This window comes from Pseudomonas sp. ES4 (assembly GCF_050586665.1).
Taxonomy (GTDB): domain Bacteria; phylum Pseudomonadota; class Gammaproteobacteria; order Pseudomonadales; family Pseudomonadaceae; genus Aquipseudomonas; species Aquipseudomonas frederiksbergensis.
Map to the genome: position 1 here is coordinate 190,168 of NZ_JBOBDO010000001.1, position 18,483 is coordinate 208,650.

An 18,483-nucleotide genomic window follows, 5' to 3' on the forward strand; every position below is an offset into this window, starting at 1 on the left:
CATCTGAAAAGAGGCTGCGCGCGTGAGCGGGCAGCCTCTTCAGGGCGACAGTTAAAAAACCGTCTTATTGCTTGGCGGCAGCCAGCTGGGCAGCAACTTCTTCAGCGAAGTTGTCGACCGGCTTCTCGATGCCTTCGCCTACTTTGAAGTAGGTGAAAGAAACGATTTCAGCACCGGCTTTCTTGGCCAGTTCGCCAACCTTGATTTCAGGGTTCTTGACGAACGCCTGCTCAACCAGGCTCGCTTCAGCCAGGAACTTGCTGATACGGCCTTTGACCATGTTTTCAACGATGTTTTCTGGCTTGCCAGCGATCTTGTCAGCGTTGAGGGTCAGGAACACGCCTTTCTCGCGCTCGACCGCTTCAGCGGAAACTTCCGATGGCAGCAGGAATTCAGGGTTGGTGGCCGCTACGTGCATAGCGATGTCTTTGGCCAGCTCAACGGTGCCGCCTTTAAGAACAACCGCAACACCGATCTTGTTGCCGTGCAGGTAACCACCAACAACATCACCTTCAACGCGAGCCAGGCGACGGATGTTGACGTTTTCGCCAACCTTGCCGACCAGAACCAGGCGATCAGCTTCTTGAGCTTCGATCAGCGGAGCGACGTCAGTCAGTTTGTCAGCGAACGCTTTTTCAACGCTGCTGGCAACAAATGCCTTGAAGTCGTCCTGCAGGGCCAGGAAGTCGGTCTGCGAGTTCACTTCCAGCAGAACGGCGGTTTTACCGTCTTCTTTCAGAGCGATCGCGCCTTCAGCGGCAACGTTGCCAGCTTTCTTGGCAGCCTTGATGGCGCCCGAAGCACGCATGTCATCAATGGCTTTTTCGATGTCGCCGCCAGCCTTGGTCAAGGCCTTTTTGCAGTCCATCATGCCTTCGCCAGTACGCTCGCGCAGTTCTTTGACCAACGCTGCAGTAATCTCTGCCATTTCAAAATTCCTCTTGGATAGGTTTTCAACCATTCCACCCGATCGAACGGGCGATCAATTCTTCCCGAACTACCTTTGCTGGCTGCTGCAGCCTACAAAGGCTGTAACTGCGCTGCCGACAAACGGTTTTCGAGGTGGCAAAAAGGGGGCCAAGCCCCCTTTTTGCTTACTGAGTCAACGCCTGGGCGTCAATTACTCAGCTGCTGCTACCGGAGCTTCTTCAACGAACTGCTCGGTGCCGCCAGCAACGTGGTTGCGACCGCGGATAACAGCGTCAGCCATCGAACCCATGTACAGCTGGATAGCGCGGATTGCGTCATCGTTGCCTGGGATGATGTAGTCAACGCCTTCCGGGCTGCTGTTGGTATCGACTACGCCGATAACCGGGATGCCCAGCTTGTTGGCTTCGGTGATCGCGATGCGCTCGTGATCAACGTCGATAACGAACAGTGCGTCTGGCAGACCGCCCATGTCCTTGATACCACCCAGGGAACGATCGAGCTTCTCAAGATCGCGAGTGCGCATCAGCGCTTCTTTCTTGGTCAGCTTGGCGAAAGTACCGTCTTCGGCTTGCACTTCAAGGTCACGCAGACGCTTGATGGAAGCACGGATGGTTTTGAAGTTGGTCAGCATGCCGCCCAACCAGCGGTGATCGACGTACGGCGAACCGCAACGTGCTGCTTCTTCAGCAACGATCTTGCCAGCGGAACGCTTGGTGCCGACGAACAGAATCTTGTTTTTGCCCTGGGCCAGACGCTCTACGAAAGTCAGAGCTTCGTTGAACATTGGCAGGGTTTTTTCAAGGTTGATGATGTGGATCTTGTTACGCGCGCCGAAAATGTACTTACCCATTTTCGGGTTCCAGTAACGGGTCTGGTGACCGAAGTGCACACCGGCCTTCAGCATATCGCGCATGTTGACTTGGGACATGATAGTTCCTTAATAAGTCGGGTTTGGCCTCCACGTATCCCAATGACCAACCAGCAGCATCAGCTGAAGGCACCCAGGTCATCGTGTCGACACGTGTGTGGATTTAGGCTTTTCAGGGGATCCCCGGAAAGCGGCGCATTTTATATCACAAGGCAGAAAAAAACGGAACCCGGATTGTTAAATCCTGGCGCGTGCTTTGGTTCTGGCCCTTGGAATCCTCCAAGAATGCGCCATTCTATAAGGAGAAGCGATGCACAGAGGCTCAGATTTGCGCTGCTCGTCTGTTAGAATCGCGTTTTTAAGGGCCGCGAAGATCAATCGCGCAACGCCCATTCCGTTTTAGAAGGCGCCATCGAGCGCAGAGAGAGCCTGTATGACCGTCACCCTCAAAACCCCAGAGGACATCGCAAAAATGCGCATCGCCGGCAAACTGGCCGCCGATGTGCTGGAAATGATTGCCGAACATGTCAAGCCGGGCGTTACAACTGAAGAACTGGACCGCATCTGCCACGACTATATCGTCAATGAGCAGAAAGCCATCCCTGCCCCGCTCAACTACAAAGGCTTCCCGAAGTCGATCTGCACCTCGATCAACCATGTGGTCTGCCACGGCATCCCGAACGAGAAGCCGCTGAAGGATGGCGACACGCTGAACATCGACGTCACCGTCATCAAGGACGGCTACCACGGCGACACCAGCCGCATGTTCCATGTCGGTACCGTACCGGTCTGGGCCGAACGCCTGTCGCAAGTGACCCAGGAATGCATGTACAAGGCCATCGAAATCGTCAAACCCGGCTGCCGCCTGGGCGACATCGGTGAAGTGATCCAGAAGCACGCGGAAAAGAACGGTTTTTCCGTGGTTCGCGAATTCTGCGGTCACGGCATCGGCAAGGTATTCCACGAAGAGCCGCAGATCCTGCACTACGGCCGCGCGGGCACCGGCATGGAGCTGAAAGCGGGCATGACGTTCACCATCGAGCCGATGATCAACCAGGGCAAGGCCGACACCAAGGTTTTGGGGGACGGCTGGACCGCGATCACCAAGGACCGCAAGCTGTCGGCACAGTGGGAACACACCCTGCTGGTAACCGAAACCGGTTATGAGATCTTCACCCTGCGCGCCGACGACACCATCCCGCGCGTTTCGGCCTGATCCGGGCGCGCAGTTCCACAGCCTTATAGACAGGAAAGCCAATCGATGCCGCAGGTGGATCCAGAACTCTTCGACCGTGGCCAGTTCCAGGCTGAACTGGCCCTGAAGGCAAGCCCGATCGCAGCCTTCAAGAAAGCGATTCGCCAGGCCCGCGAGGTGCTCGACGAGCGTTTTCGCAGCGGCCGCGACATTCGCCGGTTGATCGAGGATCGCGCCTGGTTCGTCGATAACATCCTGCAAAAGGCCTGGGAACAGTTCGATTGGAGCGAAGACGCCGACATCGCGCTGGTCGCGGTCGGCGGCTACGGTCGCGGGGAGTTGCACCCTTATTCCGACATCGATCTGCTGATCCTGCTGGACAGCGCAGATCACGAAGTTTTCCGAGATTCCATCGAGCGTTTTCTGACGCTGTTGTGGGACATCGGCCTTGAAGTGGGCCAGAGCGTTCGCTCCGTTGACGAATGCGTCCAAGAGGCCCGCGCCGACCTGACGGTCGTCACCAACCTGATGGAAAGCCGCACCATCTGCGGCCCCGAGCGCTTGCGCCAACGCATGCTGGACGTGACCAGCACCGCGCACATGTGGCCGAGCAAGGATTTCTTCCTGGCCAAACGCGCCGAGCAGAAGGCCCGTCATCACAAGTACAACGACACCGAATACAACCTGGAACCCAACGTCAAAGGCTCGCCCGGCGGCCTACGGGATATTCAGACGATTCTGTGGGTGGCCCGTCGTGAATACGGCACCCTGAACCTGCGAGCCCTGGCCGGCGAAGGGTTCCTGGTCGAGAGCGAAAACGCGCTGCTGGCCTCCTCCCAGGAATTCCTGTGGAAGGTTCGTTACGCCCTGCACATGCTCGCCGGCCGTTCCGAAGACCGCTTGCTGTTTGATCACCAGCGCACCATCGCCGGGCTGCTGGGATTCAAAGGTGATGACGCCAAGCAAGCCATCGAAAACTTCATGCAGCAGTATTACCGGGTGGTCATGAGCATTGCCCAGCTCAGCGACCTGATCATCCAGCACTTCGAGGAAGTGATCCTCGCGCCGGAAGACGAAGCGCCGCCGCAGCCGATCAACTCGCGATTCCAGCTGCACGACGGATACATCGAGGCGCGCAACGACAATGTGTTCCGTCGTACACCGTTCGCCATGCTGGAAATCTTCGTACTGATGGCCCAGCAGCCGGAAATCAAAGGCGTGCGCGCCGACACCATTCGTTTGCTGCGAGAAAACCGTCACCTGATCGACGACGATTTCCGTAACGACATCCGCAACACCAGCCTGTTTATCGAGCTGTTCAAGTGCAAGATCGGCATTCACCGCAACCTGCGCCGGATGAACCGTTACGGTATCCTCGGGCGCTACTTGCCGGAATTCGGCTTTATCGTCGGGCAGATGCAGCACGACCTGTTTCACATCTATACGGTCGATGCTCACACCCTGAACCTGATCAAGCATCTGCGTAAGTTGCAGTACACCCAAGTGTCGGAAAAATTCCCGCTGGCCAGCAAGCTCATGGGCAAATTGCCCAAACCCGAGCTGATCTACCTGGCCGGCCTGTACCACGACATCGGCAAGGGCCGGCATGGTGATCACTCGGAAATCGGCGCCGTGGATGCCGAAGCCTTTTGCCAGCGCCACCAATTGCCCGTGTGGGACAGCCGCCTGATCGTCTGGCTGGTGCAGAACCATTTGCTGATGTCGACCACCGCCCAGCGCAAGGACCTGTCCGACCCGCAGGTCATCCACGATTTTGCGCAGATCGTCGGCGACGAAACCCACCTCGATTATCTGTACGTGCTGACGGTCGCCGACATCAACGCCACCAATCCGACGCTGTGGAATTCCTGGCGCGCCAGCCTGTTGCGCCAGCTCTACACCGAGACCAAGCGTGCCTTGCGTCGCGGCCTGGAAAACCCGGTGGACCGCGAAGAGCAGATTCGCCAGACCCAAAGCGCAGCGCTGGACATTCTGGTACGCGGCGGCACCGATCCGGACGACGTCGAGCAACTGTGGGCGCAATTGGGCGATGACTACTTCCTGCGTCACACCGCTGGCGACGTGGCCTGGCACAGCGACGCGATCCTCCAGCAGCCAGCCGACGGCGGTCCGCTGGTGCTGATCAAGGAAACCACCCAGCGCGAGTTCGAAGGCGGCACGCAGATCTTCATCTATGCGCCGGATCAGCACGACTTCTTCGCCGTGACCGTGGCCGCGATGGACCAGCTCAACCTGAACATTCACGACGCCCGGGTCATCACCTCCAGCAGCCAGTTCACCCTCGACACCTACATCGTGCTCGACACCGACGGCGACTCGATCGGTGATAACCCGGCGCGGGTCAAACAGATTCGCGACGGCCTGACCGAAGCCCTGCGCAACCCGGACGACTACCCGACCATCATTCAGCGTCGGGTACCGCGCCAGCTCAAGCATTTCGCGTTTGCGCCACAGGTGACGATCCACAACGACGCCCAGCGTCCGGTGACCGTGCTGGAGCTCAGCGCGCCCGATCGCCCGGGCCTGCTCGCACGCATCGGCACGATCTTTCTGGAGTTCGATTTGTCGCTGCAGAACGCCAAGATCGCCACCTTGGGCGAGCGCGTGGAAGACGTGTTCTTCATCACCGATGCGAACAACCAGCCGTTGTCCGATCCATTGCTGTGCAGCCGCTTGCAAGACGCGATCGTGGAACAGCTGACTGTCAATCAGGAATCAGAAATCAAACTGTCGCGTCTCAGTATCTGAATTAACAAAATTTCCCCCTGTGGGAATGGACTTCCTGTGGAGAGGGGCTTGTTGTGGCGAGGGGGCTCGCCCCCGTTGGGCTGCGAAGCGGCCCCAAAACCTGCATCGCGATGTATCAGACACACCGCATACAAAGGTTTTACGACTGCTGCGCAGCCGAACGGGGGCAAGCCCCCTCACCACACAAGCCCCCAACACCAGACTAGCCCTCCCACATTGAACGAGGCCCCCATGAACAACGCTTTGAACCAGTTGCAGCCTTACCCGTTCGAGAAGCTCCGCGCCCTGCTCGGCAGCGTCACGCCAAACCCGGACAAGCGTGCCATTGCGCTGTCCATTGGTGAGCCGAAACACAGCTCGCCAAGCTTTGTCGCCGAAGCCCTGGCAAGCAATCTGGACAAGATGGCCGTGTACCCGACCACCCTCGGCATTCCGGCCCTGCGCGAAGCCATCGCCGCGTGGTGCGAACGTCGTTTCAGCGTTCCGCTCGGCTGGCTCGACCCGGCGCGCAATGTGCTGCCGGTCAATGGCACTCGTGAAGCGTTGTTCGCGTTCACCCAGACCGTGGTCAACCGTGGCGACGATGCGCTGGTGGTCAGCCCGAACCCGTTCTATCAAATCTACGAGGGCGCCGCGTTCCTTGCCGGGGCCAAGCCGCATTACCTGCCGTGCCTGGACGAAAACGGCTTCAACCCGGATTTCGACGCGGTTTCACCGGACATCTGGAAACGCTGCCAGATCCTGTTCCTGTGCTCGCCGGGCAACCCGACCGGCGCATTGATCCCGGTTGAAACCCTGAAGAAGCTGATCGCCCTGGCCGACGAATACGATTTCGTGATCGCCGCCGACGAGTGCTACAGCGAACTTTACTTCGATGAACAAACCCCGCCGGCCGGATTGCTCAGCGCTTGCGTGGAACTGGGCCGCCAGGACTTCAAGCGTTGCGTGGTGTTCCACAGCCTGTCCAAGCGTTCCAACCTTCCAGGCCTGCGTTCAGGCTTCGTGGCCGGTGATGCCGACATTCTCAAAGGCTTCCTGCTGTACCGCACCTACCACGGTTGCGCGATGCCGGTTCAGACCCAACTGGCCAGCGTTGCCGCATGGAATGACGAAGTGCACGTGCGCGCCAACCGTGCGTTGTATCGCGAAAAGTATGACGCGGTACTGGAGATCCTCAGCCCGGTCATGGATGTGCAGCGCCCGGACGGCGGCTTTTACTTGTGGCCAAGTGTTGATGGTGATGACGAAGCGTTTTGCCGCGAACTGTTTGTCGAAGAGCATGTGACCGTCGTGCCAGGGTCTTATCTGTCCCGTGACGTCGACGGTGCAAATCCGGGCGCTGGTCGTGTACGCATGGCGTTAGTCGCGCCGTTGGCCGAATGCATAGAAGCCGCAGAACGAATTCGCGCGTTCATTACCCGTAACAAGTAATCTCCCGCCCGCACTGTGCAACGCAGTGCGGGCACACATTTATAACCGGTAACACTTCCCCCGAAATTAAAACTCACCGAACTGCAGAGCCCCCTTACTCTCAAGCAGCGCATTAGCGCGTATTCACCCCACTCACTTCAAGGAAGAAGTAGCCAATGAACAGTATTGAAGACTGCACCCTTATCCAATGGCCCGACGATCAACAAGCCTATGAAGCCGCCATCAACGAGAACCCAGAGAATGCCGGCGCCGGCGGCAATACTCGTCGCAAGCGCTCTCTGATCAATTACTCAAAGCTGTGGGCAAACGGACGCACGCTCAAGATCGCGTTTATCGACGGCCCCACTGATGAACACAAACAGAAGATCATCAAAGCAGCACGCCAATGGCTGCCCCATATCAATCTGAGCTTCGATTTCGTTGAAGGGCTCGACGGTGATATCCGGATCGCAACCAAAAACAACGACAACAGCTCAATGTTGGGCACTGACGCGTTATTGATCCATCCAGACTGGCCCACCATGAATCTGGGGGTCAAACCTGAACATGAAGATTTTGAAGTAATCGTGACTCATGAGTTTGGGCATGCTTTAGGCGCGATGCATGAACACCAACACCCGGAGGCCAACATTCCCTGGGATAAACCGAAGGTGTATGAGTTCTACCAGAATCGGGAAATGAATCCACTGACCAAAGAGCAAGTCGATAGAAACCTCTTTCAACCCTTCAATACAATCGAAGCGATTTATACGCCTTACGACAGAAAGTCGATCATGCACCACCCAGTCGCTAACACACTGACAGAGGGCGATTGGGAGTTACCTATCAACCGAAAGATCAGTAAAAAAGATAAAAAACTCATGAAGTTGCTTTATCCCAAACGTTAACAGTCAAGCGGTCCATCAAGTCAAGTGAGCCTCACCCCGAGATTGGCCTCATCCCAATCCGGTTCTTCCGAGACACCTCTCGCAGACGTCATCACCAGCGGGTGATGACGTCTGCGCTTGCCCTTTCCAAATGCTGCACCGTCAGTCCGGCAATGTCCTGAGCGCATTCACCAAGCCAATCGATAGCATTGAAGTGCCATATTCGCCGTCTAGACTGCGTGCGTACCGTTACACCCATGTCGCACGCAATAGCTGATCGCCATGACCTACAGACAAACCCGACCATCGCCGACGCGAAACCGTCCGGTCATGGCATAATCCGTCACCTTTTATTTTCAGCACCTGCAAAGGGGGCAATTCCTTGACCGTTTCAAGCAAAACGTTGCACCTTTTCGGCATCAAAGCCTGCGACACCATGAAAAAGGCGCGCACCTGGCTCGATGAACACGCTGTCAGCTATGACTTTCATGATTACAAAACTGTCGGAATCGACCGTGAACACTTGACCCAATGGTGCGACGAGCACGGCTGGCAATTGGTGTTGAACCGTGCTGGCACGACCTTTCGCAAGCTCGACGACGAACGCAAAGCCGATCTCGACCAGCCGAAAGCCATCGAACTGATGCTCGCACAACCCTCGATGATCAAGCGCCCGGTGCTTGATCTCGGTGACCGAACCCTGATTGGCTTCAAGCCAGATATCTACGCGGCAGCACTCAAGTAAGGCAGCCCGTTCCATTTTGTTAGAGGTATCAACATGTCCACTACCCTGTTCAGCCTGGCCTTTGGTGTCGGCACTCAAAACCGTCAAGGCGCATGGCTGGAAGTGTTTTACGCGCAGCCACTGCTCAACCCGTCGGCCGATTTGGTCGCTGCCATTGCGCCAATCCTGGGCTACACCGACGGCAATCAGGCCATCGCTTTCAGCACCGCCCAGGCCTCGCAACTGGCTGAGGCCCTGAAAAGCGTCGACGCTGCCCAGGCTGCCTTGCTGACCCGTCTGGCCGAGAGCCACAAGCCGCTGGTCGCGACCATTCTGGCCGAAGACGCTCAGTTGACCTCCACCCCTGAGGCTTACCTCAAGCTGCACCTGCTGTCCCATCGCCTGGTCAAGCCGCACGGCCTGAACCTGGCGGGTGTGTTCCCGTTGCTGCCGAACGTGGCATGGACCAGCCAGGGCGCAATCGACCTGGCCGAACTGGCCGAGCATCAACTGGAAGCCCGTCTGCGTGGCGAGCTGCTGGAAGTGTTCTCGGTGGACAAGTTCCCGAAAATGACCGACTACGTGGTTCCGGCCGGCGTGCGTATCGCTGACGCGGCACGTATTCGTCTGGGCGCCTACGTCGGCGAAGGCACCACCGTGATGCACGAAGGTTTCGTCAACTTCAACGCCGGCACCGAAGGCCCGGGCATGATCGAAGGCCGCGTTTCCGCTGGCGTATTCGTCGGCAAGGGTTCGGACCTGGGCGGCGGTTGCTCGACCATGGGCACCCTGTCGGGCGGCGGCAACATCGTGATCAAGGTTGGCGAAGGCTGCCTGATCGGCGCGAATGCCGGTATCGGCATTCCGTTGGGCGATCGCAACACCGTTGAGTCGGGCCTGTACGTGACCGCTGGTACCAAAGTGGCGCTGCTGGACGAAAACAACAAACTGGTCAAAGTCGTGAAGGCCCGTGAACTGGCCGGTCAGCCTGACCTGCTGTTCCGTCGCAATTCGGAGACCGGTGCCGTGGAATGCAAAACCCACAAATCGGCCATCGAACTGAACGAAGCGCTGCACGCTCACAACTAAGCAGAGCGTCAAACGATCACCTGACCTGTAGGAGCGAGGCTTGTTCGCGATGGGGCCCTTGAGGCCGCCAAAAGCATCGCGAGCAAGCTTTGCTCCTACAAGGTTCAGGCGTACACCCGCCCATGTTTAACAGGGCTCGATAGCATGATGATTCCTTCTCCCTGGCGCGCCGATTTTCCGGCCATCGCCGCATTGCAACGGCAAGACCAGACCTATCTGGACAACGCCGCCACCACGCAAAAACCTCAAGCCCTGCTGGATGCCCTGGCGCATTACTACGCCAATGGCGCGGCCAACGTGCATCGGGCGCAACACCTGCCCGGCGCCCACGCCACCCAGGCGTTCGAGGCCAGCCGCAGTAAAGTCGCCCATTGGCTCAATGCCGGCGATTGCGGGCAGATTGTCTTTACCCACGGCGCAACGTCGGCGCTGAACCTCCTGGCTTATGGCCTGGAACATCTTTTCAATCCGGGCGATGAAGTAGTCATCAGCGCCCTGGAGCATCACGCCAACCTGTTGCCATGGCAGCAACTGACCCAGCGTCGCGACCTGAAGCTGGTGATCCTGCCTCTGGACGCCGACGGTTTGATCGACCTTGAAGCCGCCGCGCAGTTGATCGGTCCGCGAACCCGCTTGCTGGCGGTCAGTCAGCTGTCCAACGTGCTCGGTGCCTGGCAGCCGTTGCCCGCCCTCTTGACGATGGCCAAGGCGCATAACGCGCTGACCGTGGTCGATGGCGCCCAAGGCGTGGTGCATGGCCGGCATGACGTGCAGGCGCTGGGTTGCGACTTCTATGTGTTTTCCAGCCACAAGCTCTACGGCCCCGATGGACTGGGCGTGCTGTTCGGTCGCAATGAATCGCTTGAGCAGCTGCGCCATTGGCAGTTCGGCGGTGAAATGGTGCTGGATGTGGATTACCACAGCGCACGGTTCCGCCCGGCGCCACTGGGTTTTGAGGCAGGTACGCCGCCGATTGCCGGGGTGATTGGTTTGGGGGCGACGCTGGATTATCTTGCGGGGCTTGATCAGGACGCGGTTTGCGCCCATGAAGCAGCGCTGCATGACTATTTGCTCAAAGGCCTTGAAGCGCGCAACGGCATTCGGTTGCTGGGCAAGCCGCAACTGGCGCTGGCCAGTTTTGTCGTCGAGGGTGTGCATAACTCTGATCTGGCGCATTTGTTGACCGAACAGGGGATCGCGGTGCGCGCCGGTCATCACTGCGCCATGCCGTTGCTGAAAAGCTTTGAATTGGCCGGGGCGATTCGGGTGTCGTTGGCGTTGTACAACGATTCCGAAGATCTGGAACGGTTCTTTGAAGCGCTGGATCAGGCGCTGGAGTTGTTGCGATGAACTTGCCTGCCGATGCGGTTGCGGCGCTGGAGGTTTTTCAGAATGCTGCCGGTTGGGAACAACGGGCGCGGCGGTTGATGCAGTGGGGCGACCGTCTGCCCGCCTTGAGCGATGTGGATAAAGTCGAGGCCAACCGCGTGCATGGCTGTGAAAGTCAGGTGTGGCTGATGGGCGCGCTGGATGACGGTCACTGGCAATTTGCCGCGAGCAGCGATGCGCGGTTGATTCGTGGGTTGGTGGCGTTGCTGCTGGCCCGGGTTAACGGGTTGTCAGCGGTTGAGTTGCAGCAGGTGGATCTGCCGGATTGGTTCAATCAGTTGGGGCTGAGCAGACAGCTGTCGCCGTCGCGCAGTAATGGCCTGAATGCCGTGCTACAGCGGATGCGTGAACTGGCCGCCTGACCGATCGTTCCCACGCTCTGCGTGGGAATGCCTCAAGGGACGCTCCGCGTTCCAGCTCCTGAAAGGGACGCGGAGCGTCCCGGGCTGCATTCCCACGCAGAGCGTGGGAACGATCAGGTTAGGCCGGTTTGATGCGATCGGCGGGGCGACGTACCCCGGCAACAATCTTATCCACAGCCTTGGTCGCCGCGACCATGCCAAACGTCGCCGTCACCATCATCACCGCACCGAACCCGCCGGCACAGTCGAGCTTCACGCCGTCACCGACAAAACTCTTCTGCAAGCAAATGCTGCCATCCGGTTTCGGGTAGCGCAGTTGTTCGGTGGAAAACACACACGGGACGCTGTAGTGGCGGGTCACGGTGCGCGAGAAGTTGTAATCGCGGCGCAAGGTCGAGCGCACTTTCGAAGCCAACGGATCATTGAAGGTCCGGTTCAAATCGCACACCTGAATCAACGTCGGATCGATCTGCCCGCCCGCACCGCCGGTGGTGATGATCTGGATCTTGCGGCGCTTGCACCAGGCGATCAGCGCCGCTTTGGCGTTGACGCTGTCGATGCAATCAATGACGCAGTCGATGTTAGGCGTGATGTACTCGGCCATGGTTTCCCGGGTGACGAAGTCCGCCACCGCATGCACGGTGCAGTCCGGGTTGATCCCGCGCAGGCGCTCGGCCATTACCTCGACCTTGGGTTTGCCGACGGTGCTGTCCAGCGCATGCAACTGACGGTTGGCGTTGCTGACGCAAACGTCGTCCAGGTCAAACAGCGAAATCTCGCCCACGCCACAACGGGCGACGGCTTCAGCCGCCCAGGAACCGACGCCACCGACGCCGACGATCGCCACATGGGCCGCGCGCAAACGCTCCAGGCCTTCGATGCCATACAAACGGGCGATGCCTGCAAACCGCGGATCTTCTGTACTCATGACCATTACCCCAAAAACCGGCGCGCATTATAGGGCCGTCAGCGGGCAAGAGCACCTTTGGGCTATGGACGGCAGTCTTGAGGGCTTCAATTGACGACAAATTTATTGGAATTGAGCTACAGCGCCCAGGTCAAAGAACTTAAGTCGACTTGGATTGCCCAACGTCCGGCCTTTCCCTGTCCGCTGTACGGTCAGTGAACGCCCGGTGTAGGATGCGCGCCCCCAGCCTCTTGGCAATCGGCCGCCGACCGTTCCTTCGTTCAGCAGCTCCTGGAACCTGAAATAGCTATGTCATCGCGTAAATTTGGACTCAACCTGGTCGTGGTGCTCGCCATCGCAGCCTTGTTTACCGGCTTCTGGGCGCTGATCAATCGCCCGGTCACCGCCCCCAACTGGCCTGAACAGATCTCCGGCTTTTCGTACTCGCCGTTCCAGCAAGGGCAGTACCCGCAAAAAGAGCAATACCCGACCGACGATGAAATGCGTCGCGATCTGGAGATCATGAGCAAGCTGACGGACAACATCCGTACTTACTCGGTCGATGGCAGCCTGGGTGATATTCCCAGGCTCGCCGAAGAGTTCGGTTTGCGCGTGACGCTGGGTATCTGGATCAGCCCGGACCTTGAACGCAACGAGCGTGAAATCCTGCGCGCCATCGACCTGGCCAAGACCTCCCGTAGCGTGGTTCGTGTAGTGGTCGGTAACGAGGCGATTTTTCGTAAGGAAATTACCGCCGCCGAACTGAGCGTGATCCTTGATCGCGTCCGCGCGGCCGTGAAAGTACCGGTGACGACCTCCGAGCAATGGCACATCTGGAAAGATAACCCGAGCCTGGCCAAGCACGTCGACCTGATCGCCGCCCACGTCCTGCCGTACTGGGAACATGTGCCGATGGAGCAGTCCGGACAGTTCGTCCTCGACCGCGCCCGCGACCTGAAAAAGATGTTCCCGAAAAAACCGCTGCTGCTGTCGGAAGTCGGCTGGCCGAGCAACGGCCGTATGCGCGGTGGCGCCGACGCGTCGCCGGCAGACCAGGCGATTTATCTGCGGACCTTGGTCAACAAGCTCAATCGCCAGGGTTTCAACTACTTCGTGATCGAAGCCTTTGACCAGCCGTGGAAGGCCAGTGACGAAGGTTCCGTGGGCGCTTACTGGGGCGTGTTCAACGCCGCACGCCAGCAGAAATTCAACTTTGAAGGCCCGGTCGTCGCGATCCCGCAATGGCGCGTGCTGGCCATCGGTTCGGTAGTGTTGGCATTGCTGTCCCTGACCCTGCTGATGATCGACGGCTCGGCCTTGCGTCAGCGTGGCCGCACCTTCCTGACCTTCATCGCGTTCCTCTGTGGTTCGGTGCTGGTGTGGATCGGTTACGACTACAGCCAGCAATACAGCACTTGGTTCAGCCTGACGGTGGGCTTCTTGCTTGCCCTCGGCGCACTCGGGGTGTTTATCGTGCTGCTGACCGAGGCCCATGAACTGGCCGAAGCGGTCTGGACCCACAAACGCCGGCGCGAATTCCTGCCGGTGGTCGGCGATTCGGACTACCGACCGAAAGTATCGATTCACGTACCTTGCTACAACGAGCCGCCGGAGATGGTCAAACAGACCCTCAACGCCCTGGCCAACCTCGACTATCCGGACTTCGAAGTCCTGATCATCGACAACAACACCAAGGACCCGGCGGTCTGGGAACCGGTGCGCGACTATTGCGAAACCCTCGGCCCGCGCTTCAAGTTCTTCCACGTCGCGCCATTGGCCGGCTTCAAGGGTGGCGCGCTGAATTACCTGATTCCGCACACTGCCAAGGATGCCGAAGTCATTGCGGTGATCGACTCGGACTACTGCGTCGACCCGAACTGGCTCAAGCACATGGTGCCGCACTTCGCCGACCCGAAAATTGCTGTGGTGCAGTCGCCACAGGATTACCGCGACCAGAACGAAAGCACCTTCAAGAAGCTCTGCTACGCGGAATACAAAGGCTTCTTCCACATCGGCATGGTCACCCGTAACGACCGTGACGCGATCATTCAGCACGGCACCATGACCATGACCCGACGCTCGGTGCTCGAGGAACTGGGCTGGGCCGACTGGTGCATCTGTGAAGACGCCGAGTTGGGTCTGCGCGTGTTCGAAAAAGGCTTGTCAGCGGCGTATTACCACACCAGCTACGGCAAAGGCCTGATGCCCGATACCTTTATCGACTTCAAGAAACAGCGTTTCCGCTGGGCTTACGGTGCGATTCAGATCATCAAGCGTCACACCGCCAGCCTGCTGCGCGGCAAGGACACCGAGCTGACCCGTGGCCAGCGTTACCACTTCCTCGCGGGCTGGTTGCCGTGGGTCGCGGATGGCATGAACATCTTCTTCACCGTCGGCGCCCTGTTGTGGTCGGCGGCGATGATCATCGTGCCGCAGCGGGTCGATCCACCGTTGCTGATTTTCGCGATCCCGCCATTGGCGCTGTTCGTGTTCAAGGTGGGCAAGATCATCTTCCTTTACCGTCGCGCCGTTGGCGTGAACCTGAAGGATGCGTTCTGCGCGGCGCTGGCAGGGCTGGCGTTGTCGCACACCATCGCCAAAGCGGTGCTGTACGGCTTCTTCACCAGCAGCATTCCGTTCTTCCGCACCCCGAAAAACGCCGATAACCACGGCTTCTGGGTGGCGATTTCGGAGGCTCGCGAAGAAATGTTCATCATGCTGCTGCTGTGGAGCGCGGCGCTGGGGATTTTCCTGGTGAACGGCATGCCGAGCAACGACATGCGCTTCTGGGTGACGATGTTGCTGGTGCAGTCGCTGCCGTACCTGGCGGCGCTGATCATGGCGTTCTTGTCTTCGCTGCCGAAACCGGCGGTCGAGGGCGAGACGGCTCCGGCGGTCTAAATCGTTCCAGATGCACTAAACGGCGGCCAATGGCCGCCGTTTTGCTTTAAGATAACCGCCATTTTGCAGGCCTTGGCGTGAATCCATCCCTGTGGGAGCGAGCCTGCTCGCGATGGCAATGTAACAATCACAGTTTATGTTGACTGCCACACCGCCATCGCCAGCAGGCTGGCTCCCACATTTAGTTAGTCCGCGCCCATATTCAAGTTTTTCGGAGTTTCCCATGACGGCCCACGCCGACCTTTCGCCGACCCTTCAACTCGCCATCGACCTGATCCGCCGTCCGTCCGTGACGCCGGTCGACGCCGATTGCCAGAAGCAGATGATGCAGCGCCTGGGCGATGCCGGTTTTATGCTGGAACCCATGCGCATCGAAGATGTGGATAACTTCTGGGCGACCCACGGTAAACACGACGGTCCGGTACTGTGCTTCGCCGGTCACACCGACGTAGTGCCGACCGGCCCGGTGACCGCCTGGCAGATCGATCCGTTCAACGCGGTGATCGACGAACACGGCATGCTCTGCGGTCGCGGCGCGGCGGACATGAAAGGCAGCCTCGCTTCCATGACCGTGGCGGCCGAGCGCTTCGTCACCGACTACCCGGATCACAAGGGCAAGGTCGCTTTCCTGATCACCAGCGACGAAGAAGGCCCGGCGCACCACGGCACCAAAGCGGTGATCGAGCGCCTCGCCGCCCGCAAGGAGCGTCTGGACTGGTGCATCGTCGGCGAACCGTCGAGCACCACCCTGGTGGGCGATGTGGTCAAGAACGGCCGTCGCGGCTCCCTTGGCGCCAAATTGACCGTGCGCGGCGTGCAGGGTCACGTGGCCTATCCGCACCTGGCGAAGAACCCGATCCACCTCGCCGCCCCGGCGCTGGCCGAACTGGCCGCCGAGCACTGGGACCACGGCAACGATTTCTTCCCGCCGACCAGCTTCCAGATCTCCAACGTGAATTCCGGCACTGGCGCGACCAACGTGATCCCGGGCGACCTGGTGGCGGTGTTCAACTTCCGTTTCTCCACCGAATCCACCGTTGAAGGCCTGCAAAAACGCGTCGCCGATATCCTCGACAAGCATGGCCTGGACTGGCACATCGACTGGGCGCTGTCCGGCCTGCCGTTCCTCACCGAACCGGGGGCATTGCTGGATGCCGTCGCGTCGAGCATCAAGGACATCACCGGGCGCGAAACCAAAGCTTCCACCAGTGGCGGCACCTCCGACGGGCGCTTCATCGCGACCATGGGTACGCAGGTGGTTGAACTGGGCCCGGTCAACGCGACGATCCATCAGGTCAACGAGCGCGTGCTGGCTGCCGACCTCGATGTGCTGACCGAAATCTACTACCAGACCCTGATCAAGTTGCTCGCCTGATGCTCGCCTGCCCGATCTGCAGCGAACCGCTGAACGCGGTGGACAACGGCGTGGCCTGCCCCGCCGGGCATCGTTTCGACCGTGCGCGCCAGGGTTACCTGAACCTGTTGCCGGTGCAGCACAAGAACAGCCGCGACCCTGGGGATAACCTGGCGATGGTCGAGGCCCGCCGCGATTTTTTGAATGCCGGCCATTACGCGCCGGTGGCCAAGCGTCTGGCTGAACTGGCAGCGCAATACGCACCGCAGCGCTGGCTGGACATCGGTTGTGGCGAGGGTTACTACACCGCGCAAATCGCCGAGGCTTTGCCGAATGCCGACGGTTACGCGCTGGACATCTCCCGGGAAGCGGTCAAACGCGCCTGCAAACGCAACCCGCAACTGACGTGGTTGATCGCCAGCATGGCGCGGGTACCGTTGGCCTCCGGCAGCTGCCAGTTTCTCGCCAGCGTGTTCAGCCCGCTGGACTGGGAGGAAGCCAAGCGCCTGCTCAGCCCCGGCGGCGGTTTGATGAAAGTCGGGCCGACCAGCGGCCATCTGATGGAATTGCGCGAGCGTCTGTACGACGAAGTGCGTGAATACACCGACGACAAGCATCTGGCTTTGGTGCCTGAAGGCATGACGCTGCAACACAGTGAAACCCTGGAGTTCAAACTGACGCTGGAAAAGGGTCAGGACCGTGCAAACCTGTTGGCCATGACGCCCCACGGCTGGCGCGCCAGTGCTGAACGCCGGGCGGCGGTCATCGAACAGGTCGAGCCGTTCGAGGTCACTGTTTCGATGCGCTACGATTACTTCGTACTTCAATAATTTTTAATTTTTTGGTCTTCGGCATTTGCCCTAGGCCGGCTAAATCCGCGAATGGATTTTTCAGACCCGCAGTGAGGACATCCATGCGCCAACCCGATATCGAGATTTACCTGAAAGACGCCGACGTCGACTACAAGGCCGTCGCGGCCTGGCTCGGCACTGCTTTGGGCCCATGCACCGACTGGGTCCAGAAAGGCCAGACCTACAAGTGCAAGGCCGGCAACGTGTCGGTCACCTGGTTGCCGAAAGCCGTGGGCAAATGGAACAGCCTGTTCCTGGACAGCGACCAGACCCCGTGGGAAGACGACATCGCCTGCGCCCGCGCCGCGTTTGCCGCGCTGAACGTCGAAGTGCGTTGCGCACCGGGTAGCTGGGTCGAGGAAGAAGGTGAAGAGACAGCGGATCGCTGGATGCGCATCAGCGCGGACGGTGAAGAAGAAATCACCTGGAAAACAGTCTAAAAGCTGTACACAAAACCTGTGGGAGCGAGCCTGCTCGCGATGAGGCCCTTTCAGTCAACATTGATGTTGAATGTCAGTCAGCTATCGCGAGCAGGCTCGCTCCCACAGTAGTTTTTGGTGATCTGAAGATCGGATTTACAAGCCTACAACGTCCTCAGCCTGCAAGCCTTTCTCGCCAGTCACCACGCCGTATTCAACCTGCTGGCCTTCAGCCAGCGAACGATGCCCCTCGCCGCGGATCGCGCGGTAATGCACGAACACGTCCACCCCATCCTCGCGCTGAATGAAGCCATAACCTTTGGCGTCGTTGAACCACTTCACATTGCCGGTTTCGCGCGTAGCCATGTCAGTACCCCCTTGTTTTTATTTTGAACGGCCGAGTATATGACAGCCGCCAAAACTCTCAA

The 18,483-nt window shown here is 59.1% G+C and carries 16 protein-coding genes; 12 read left to right on the forward strand and 4 right to left on the reverse strand.

Annotation, left to right across the window (positions count from 1 at the left end; translation table 11 throughout):
* Positions 1–64 precede the first annotated feature (64 nt).
* Together tsf and rpsB are read right to left on the reverse strand one after the other, a co-directional pair.
* Entirely contained in the window at positions 65–928 is an 864-nt protein-coding gene (gene tsf / locus ACQ4OB_RS00810) for a translation elongation factor Ts (RefSeq protein ID WP_010462832.1), read from the reverse strand.
* A 192-nt stretch (positions 929–1,120) separates the two neighbouring features.
* On the reverse strand, positions 1,121–1,858 hold the full coding sequence (gene rpsB, locus ACQ4OB_RS00815) for a 30S ribosomal protein S2 (RefSeq protein ID WP_003219330.1): 738 nt from the start codon (positions 1,856–1,858) through the stop codon (positions 1,121–1,123).
* 373 nt (positions 1,859–2,231) lie between these two features.
* Here rpsB and map point away from each other — a divergent pair, with 373 nt between their 5' ends.
* From map to ACQ4OB_RS00855, 8 genes are all read left to right on the forward strand, one after another.
* Positions 2,232–3,014 carry a type I methionyl aminopeptidase gene (map, locus tag ACQ4OB_RS00820; RefSeq protein WP_074879701.1) on the forward strand — a complete coding sequence of 261 codons (783 nt, stop codon included), beginning with the start codon at positions 2,232–2,234 and terminating at the stop codon, positions 3,012–3,014.
* A 45-nt stretch (positions 3,015–3,059) separates the two neighbouring features.
* The gene (locus ACQ4OB_RS00825) at positions 3,060–5,762 is read left to right on the forward strand and encodes a [protein-PII] uridylyltransferase (RefSeq protein WP_076029922.1); all 2,703 of its coding nucleotides are present in this window, start codon (positions 3,060–3,062) and stop codon (positions 5,760–5,762) included.
* Positions 5,763–5,993: 231 nt separating this feature from the next.
* On the forward strand, positions 5,994–7,193 hold the full coding sequence (dapC, locus tag ACQ4OB_RS00830) for a succinyldiaminopimelate transaminase (RefSeq protein WP_430954961.1): 1,200 nt from the start codon (positions 5,994–5,996) through the stop codon (positions 7,191–7,193).
* Between the two features lie 155 nt (positions 7,194–7,348).
* A complete protein-coding gene (locus ACQ4OB_RS00835) occupies positions 7,349–8,080 on the forward strand; it encodes a M12 family metallopeptidase (protein WP_430954962.1) in 732 nt (243 codons plus the stop codon).
* Positions 8,081–8,441: 361 nt separating this feature from the next.
* Positions 8,442–8,804, forward strand: a complete 363-nt coding sequence (locus tag ACQ4OB_RS00840) for an ArsC family reductase (RefSeq protein ID WP_430954963.1) — start codon at positions 8,442–8,444, stop codon at positions 8,802–8,804.
* Between the two features lie 33 nt (positions 8,805–8,837).
* A complete protein-coding gene (dapD, locus tag ACQ4OB_RS00845) occupies positions 8,838–9,872 on the forward strand; it encodes a 2,3,4,5-tetrahydropyridine-2,6-dicarboxylate N-succinyltransferase (protein WP_074879716.1) in 1,035 nt (344 codons plus the stop codon).
* 144 nt (positions 9,873–10,016) lie between these two features.
* Complete coding sequence (locus tag ACQ4OB_RS00850) at positions 10,017–11,222, forward strand: aminotransferase class V-fold PLP-dependent enzyme (protein ID WP_430954964.1); 1,206 nt, start codon at positions 10,017–10,019, stop codon at positions 11,220–11,222.
* Positions 11,219–11,623 carry a SufE family protein gene (locus ACQ4OB_RS00855; protein WP_430954965.1) on the forward strand — a complete coding sequence of 135 codons (405 nt, stop codon included), beginning with the start codon at positions 11,219–11,221 and terminating at the stop codon, positions 11,621–11,623. The genes ACQ4OB_RS00850 and ACQ4OB_RS00855 overlap by 4 nt, the downstream gene beginning before the upstream one ends.
* A 118-nt stretch (positions 11,624–11,741) precedes the next feature.
* On the opposite strand, the gene tcdA is transcribed toward ACQ4OB_RS00855, so the two are convergent.
* On the reverse strand, positions 11,742–12,551 hold the full coding sequence (gene tcdA, locus ACQ4OB_RS00860; RefSeq protein ID WP_173860471.1) for a tRNA cyclic N6-threonylcarbamoyladenosine(37) synthase TcdA: 810 nt from the start codon (positions 12,549–12,551) through the stop codon (positions 11,742–11,744).
* A gap of 288 nt (positions 12,552–12,839) precedes the next feature.
* On the opposite strand from tcdA, the gene ACQ4OB_RS00865 reads away from it, so the two are divergent.
* The 4 genes from ACQ4OB_RS00865 to ACQ4OB_RS00880 all read left to right on the forward strand — a co-directional run bounded on the left by ACQ4OB_RS00865 (position 12,840) and on the right by ACQ4OB_RS00880 (position 18,076).
* Positions 12,840–15,431 (forward strand): glycosyltransferase, encoded by a 2,592-nt coding sequence (locus ACQ4OB_RS00865; protein WP_430954966.1) that lies wholly within the window; start codon positions 12,840–12,842, stop codon positions 15,429–15,431.
* A gap of 223 nt (positions 15,432–15,654) precedes the next feature.
* On the forward strand, positions 15,655–16,806 hold the full coding sequence (gene dapE, locus ACQ4OB_RS00870; RefSeq protein WP_430954967.1) for a succinyl-diaminopimelate desuccinylase: 1,152 nt from the start codon (positions 15,655–15,657) through the stop codon (positions 16,804–16,806).
* On the forward strand, positions 16,806–17,615 hold the full coding sequence (locus tag ACQ4OB_RS00875; RefSeq protein ID WP_056739139.1) for a putative RNA methyltransferase: 810 nt from the start codon (positions 16,806–16,808) through the stop codon (positions 17,613–17,615). Before dapE ends, ACQ4OB_RS00875 begins: the two co-directional genes overlap by 1 nt.
* An 83-nt stretch (positions 17,616–17,698) precedes the next feature.
* Positions 17,699–18,076: a hypothetical protein gene (locus tag ACQ4OB_RS00880; RefSeq protein ID WP_008146702.1), complete on the forward strand. Its 378-nt coding sequence runs from the start codon at positions 17,699–17,701 to the stop codon at positions 18,074–18,076.
* Between the two features lie 135 nt (positions 18,077–18,211).
* Here the strand turns inward: ACQ4OB_RS00880 and ACQ4OB_RS00885 are convergent, their stop codons facing one another.
* Positions 18,212–18,421, reverse strand: a complete 210-nt coding sequence (locus ACQ4OB_RS00885) for a cold-shock protein (RefSeq protein ID WP_008146705.1) — start codon at positions 18,419–18,421, stop codon at positions 18,212–18,214.
* Positions 18,422–18,483 lie beyond the last annotated feature (62 nt).

Coding starts and splice junctions, on each gene's coding strand:
- tsf (WP_010462832.1), bottom strand. CDS start 928: ATGGCAGAGATTACTGCAGCGTTGGTCAAAGAACTGCGCGAGCGTACT.
- rpsB (WP_003219330.1), bottom strand. CDS start 1,858: ATGTCCCAAGTCAACATGCGCGATATGCTGAAGGCCGGTGTGCACTTC.
- map (WP_074879701.1), top strand. CDS start 2,232: ATGACCGTCACCCTCAAAACCCCAGAGGACATCGCAAAAATGCGCATC.
- ACQ4OB_RS00825 (WP_076029922.1), top strand. CDS start 3,060: ATGCCGCAGGTGGATCCAGAACTCTTCGACCGTGGCCAGTTCCAGGCT.
- dapC (WP_430954961.1), top strand. CDS start 5,994: ATGAACAACGCTTTGAACCAGTTGCAGCCTTACCCGTTCGAGAAGCTC.
- ACQ4OB_RS00835 (WP_430954962.1), top strand. CDS start 7,349: ATGAACAGTATTGAAGACTGCACCCTTATCCAATGGCCCGACGATCAA.
- dapD (WP_074879716.1), top strand. CDS start 8,838: ATGTCCACTACCCTGTTCAGCCTGGCCTTTGGTGTCGGCACTCAAAAC.
- ACQ4OB_RS00850 (WP_430954964.1), top strand. CDS start 10,017: ATGATGATTCCTTCTCCCTGGCGCGCCGATTTTCCGGCCATCGCCGCA.
- ACQ4OB_RS00855 (WP_430954965.1), top strand. CDS start 11,219: ATGAACTTGCCTGCCGATGCGGTTGCGGCGCTGGAGGTTTTTCAGAAT.
- tcdA (WP_173860471.1), bottom strand. CDS start 12,551: ATGAGTACAGAAGATCCGCGGTTTGCAGGCATCGCCCGTTTGTATGGC.
- ACQ4OB_RS00865 (WP_430954966.1), top strand. CDS start 12,840: ATGTCATCGCGTAAATTTGGACTCAACCTGGTCGTGGTGCTCGCCATC.
- dapE (WP_430954967.1), top strand. CDS start 15,655: ATGACGGCCCACGCCGACCTTTCGCCGACCCTTCAACTCGCCATCGAC.
- ACQ4OB_RS00875 (WP_056739139.1), top strand. CDS start 16,806: ATGCTCGCCTGCCCGATCTGCAGCGAACCGCTGAACGCGGTGGACAAC.
- ACQ4OB_RS00880 (WP_008146702.1), top strand. CDS start 17,699: ATGCGCCAACCCGATATCGAGATTTACCTGAAAGACGCCGACGTCGAC.
- ACQ4OB_RS00885 (WP_008146705.1), bottom strand. CDS start 18,421: ATGGCTACGCGCGAAACCGGCAATGTGAAGTGGTTCAACGACGCCAAA.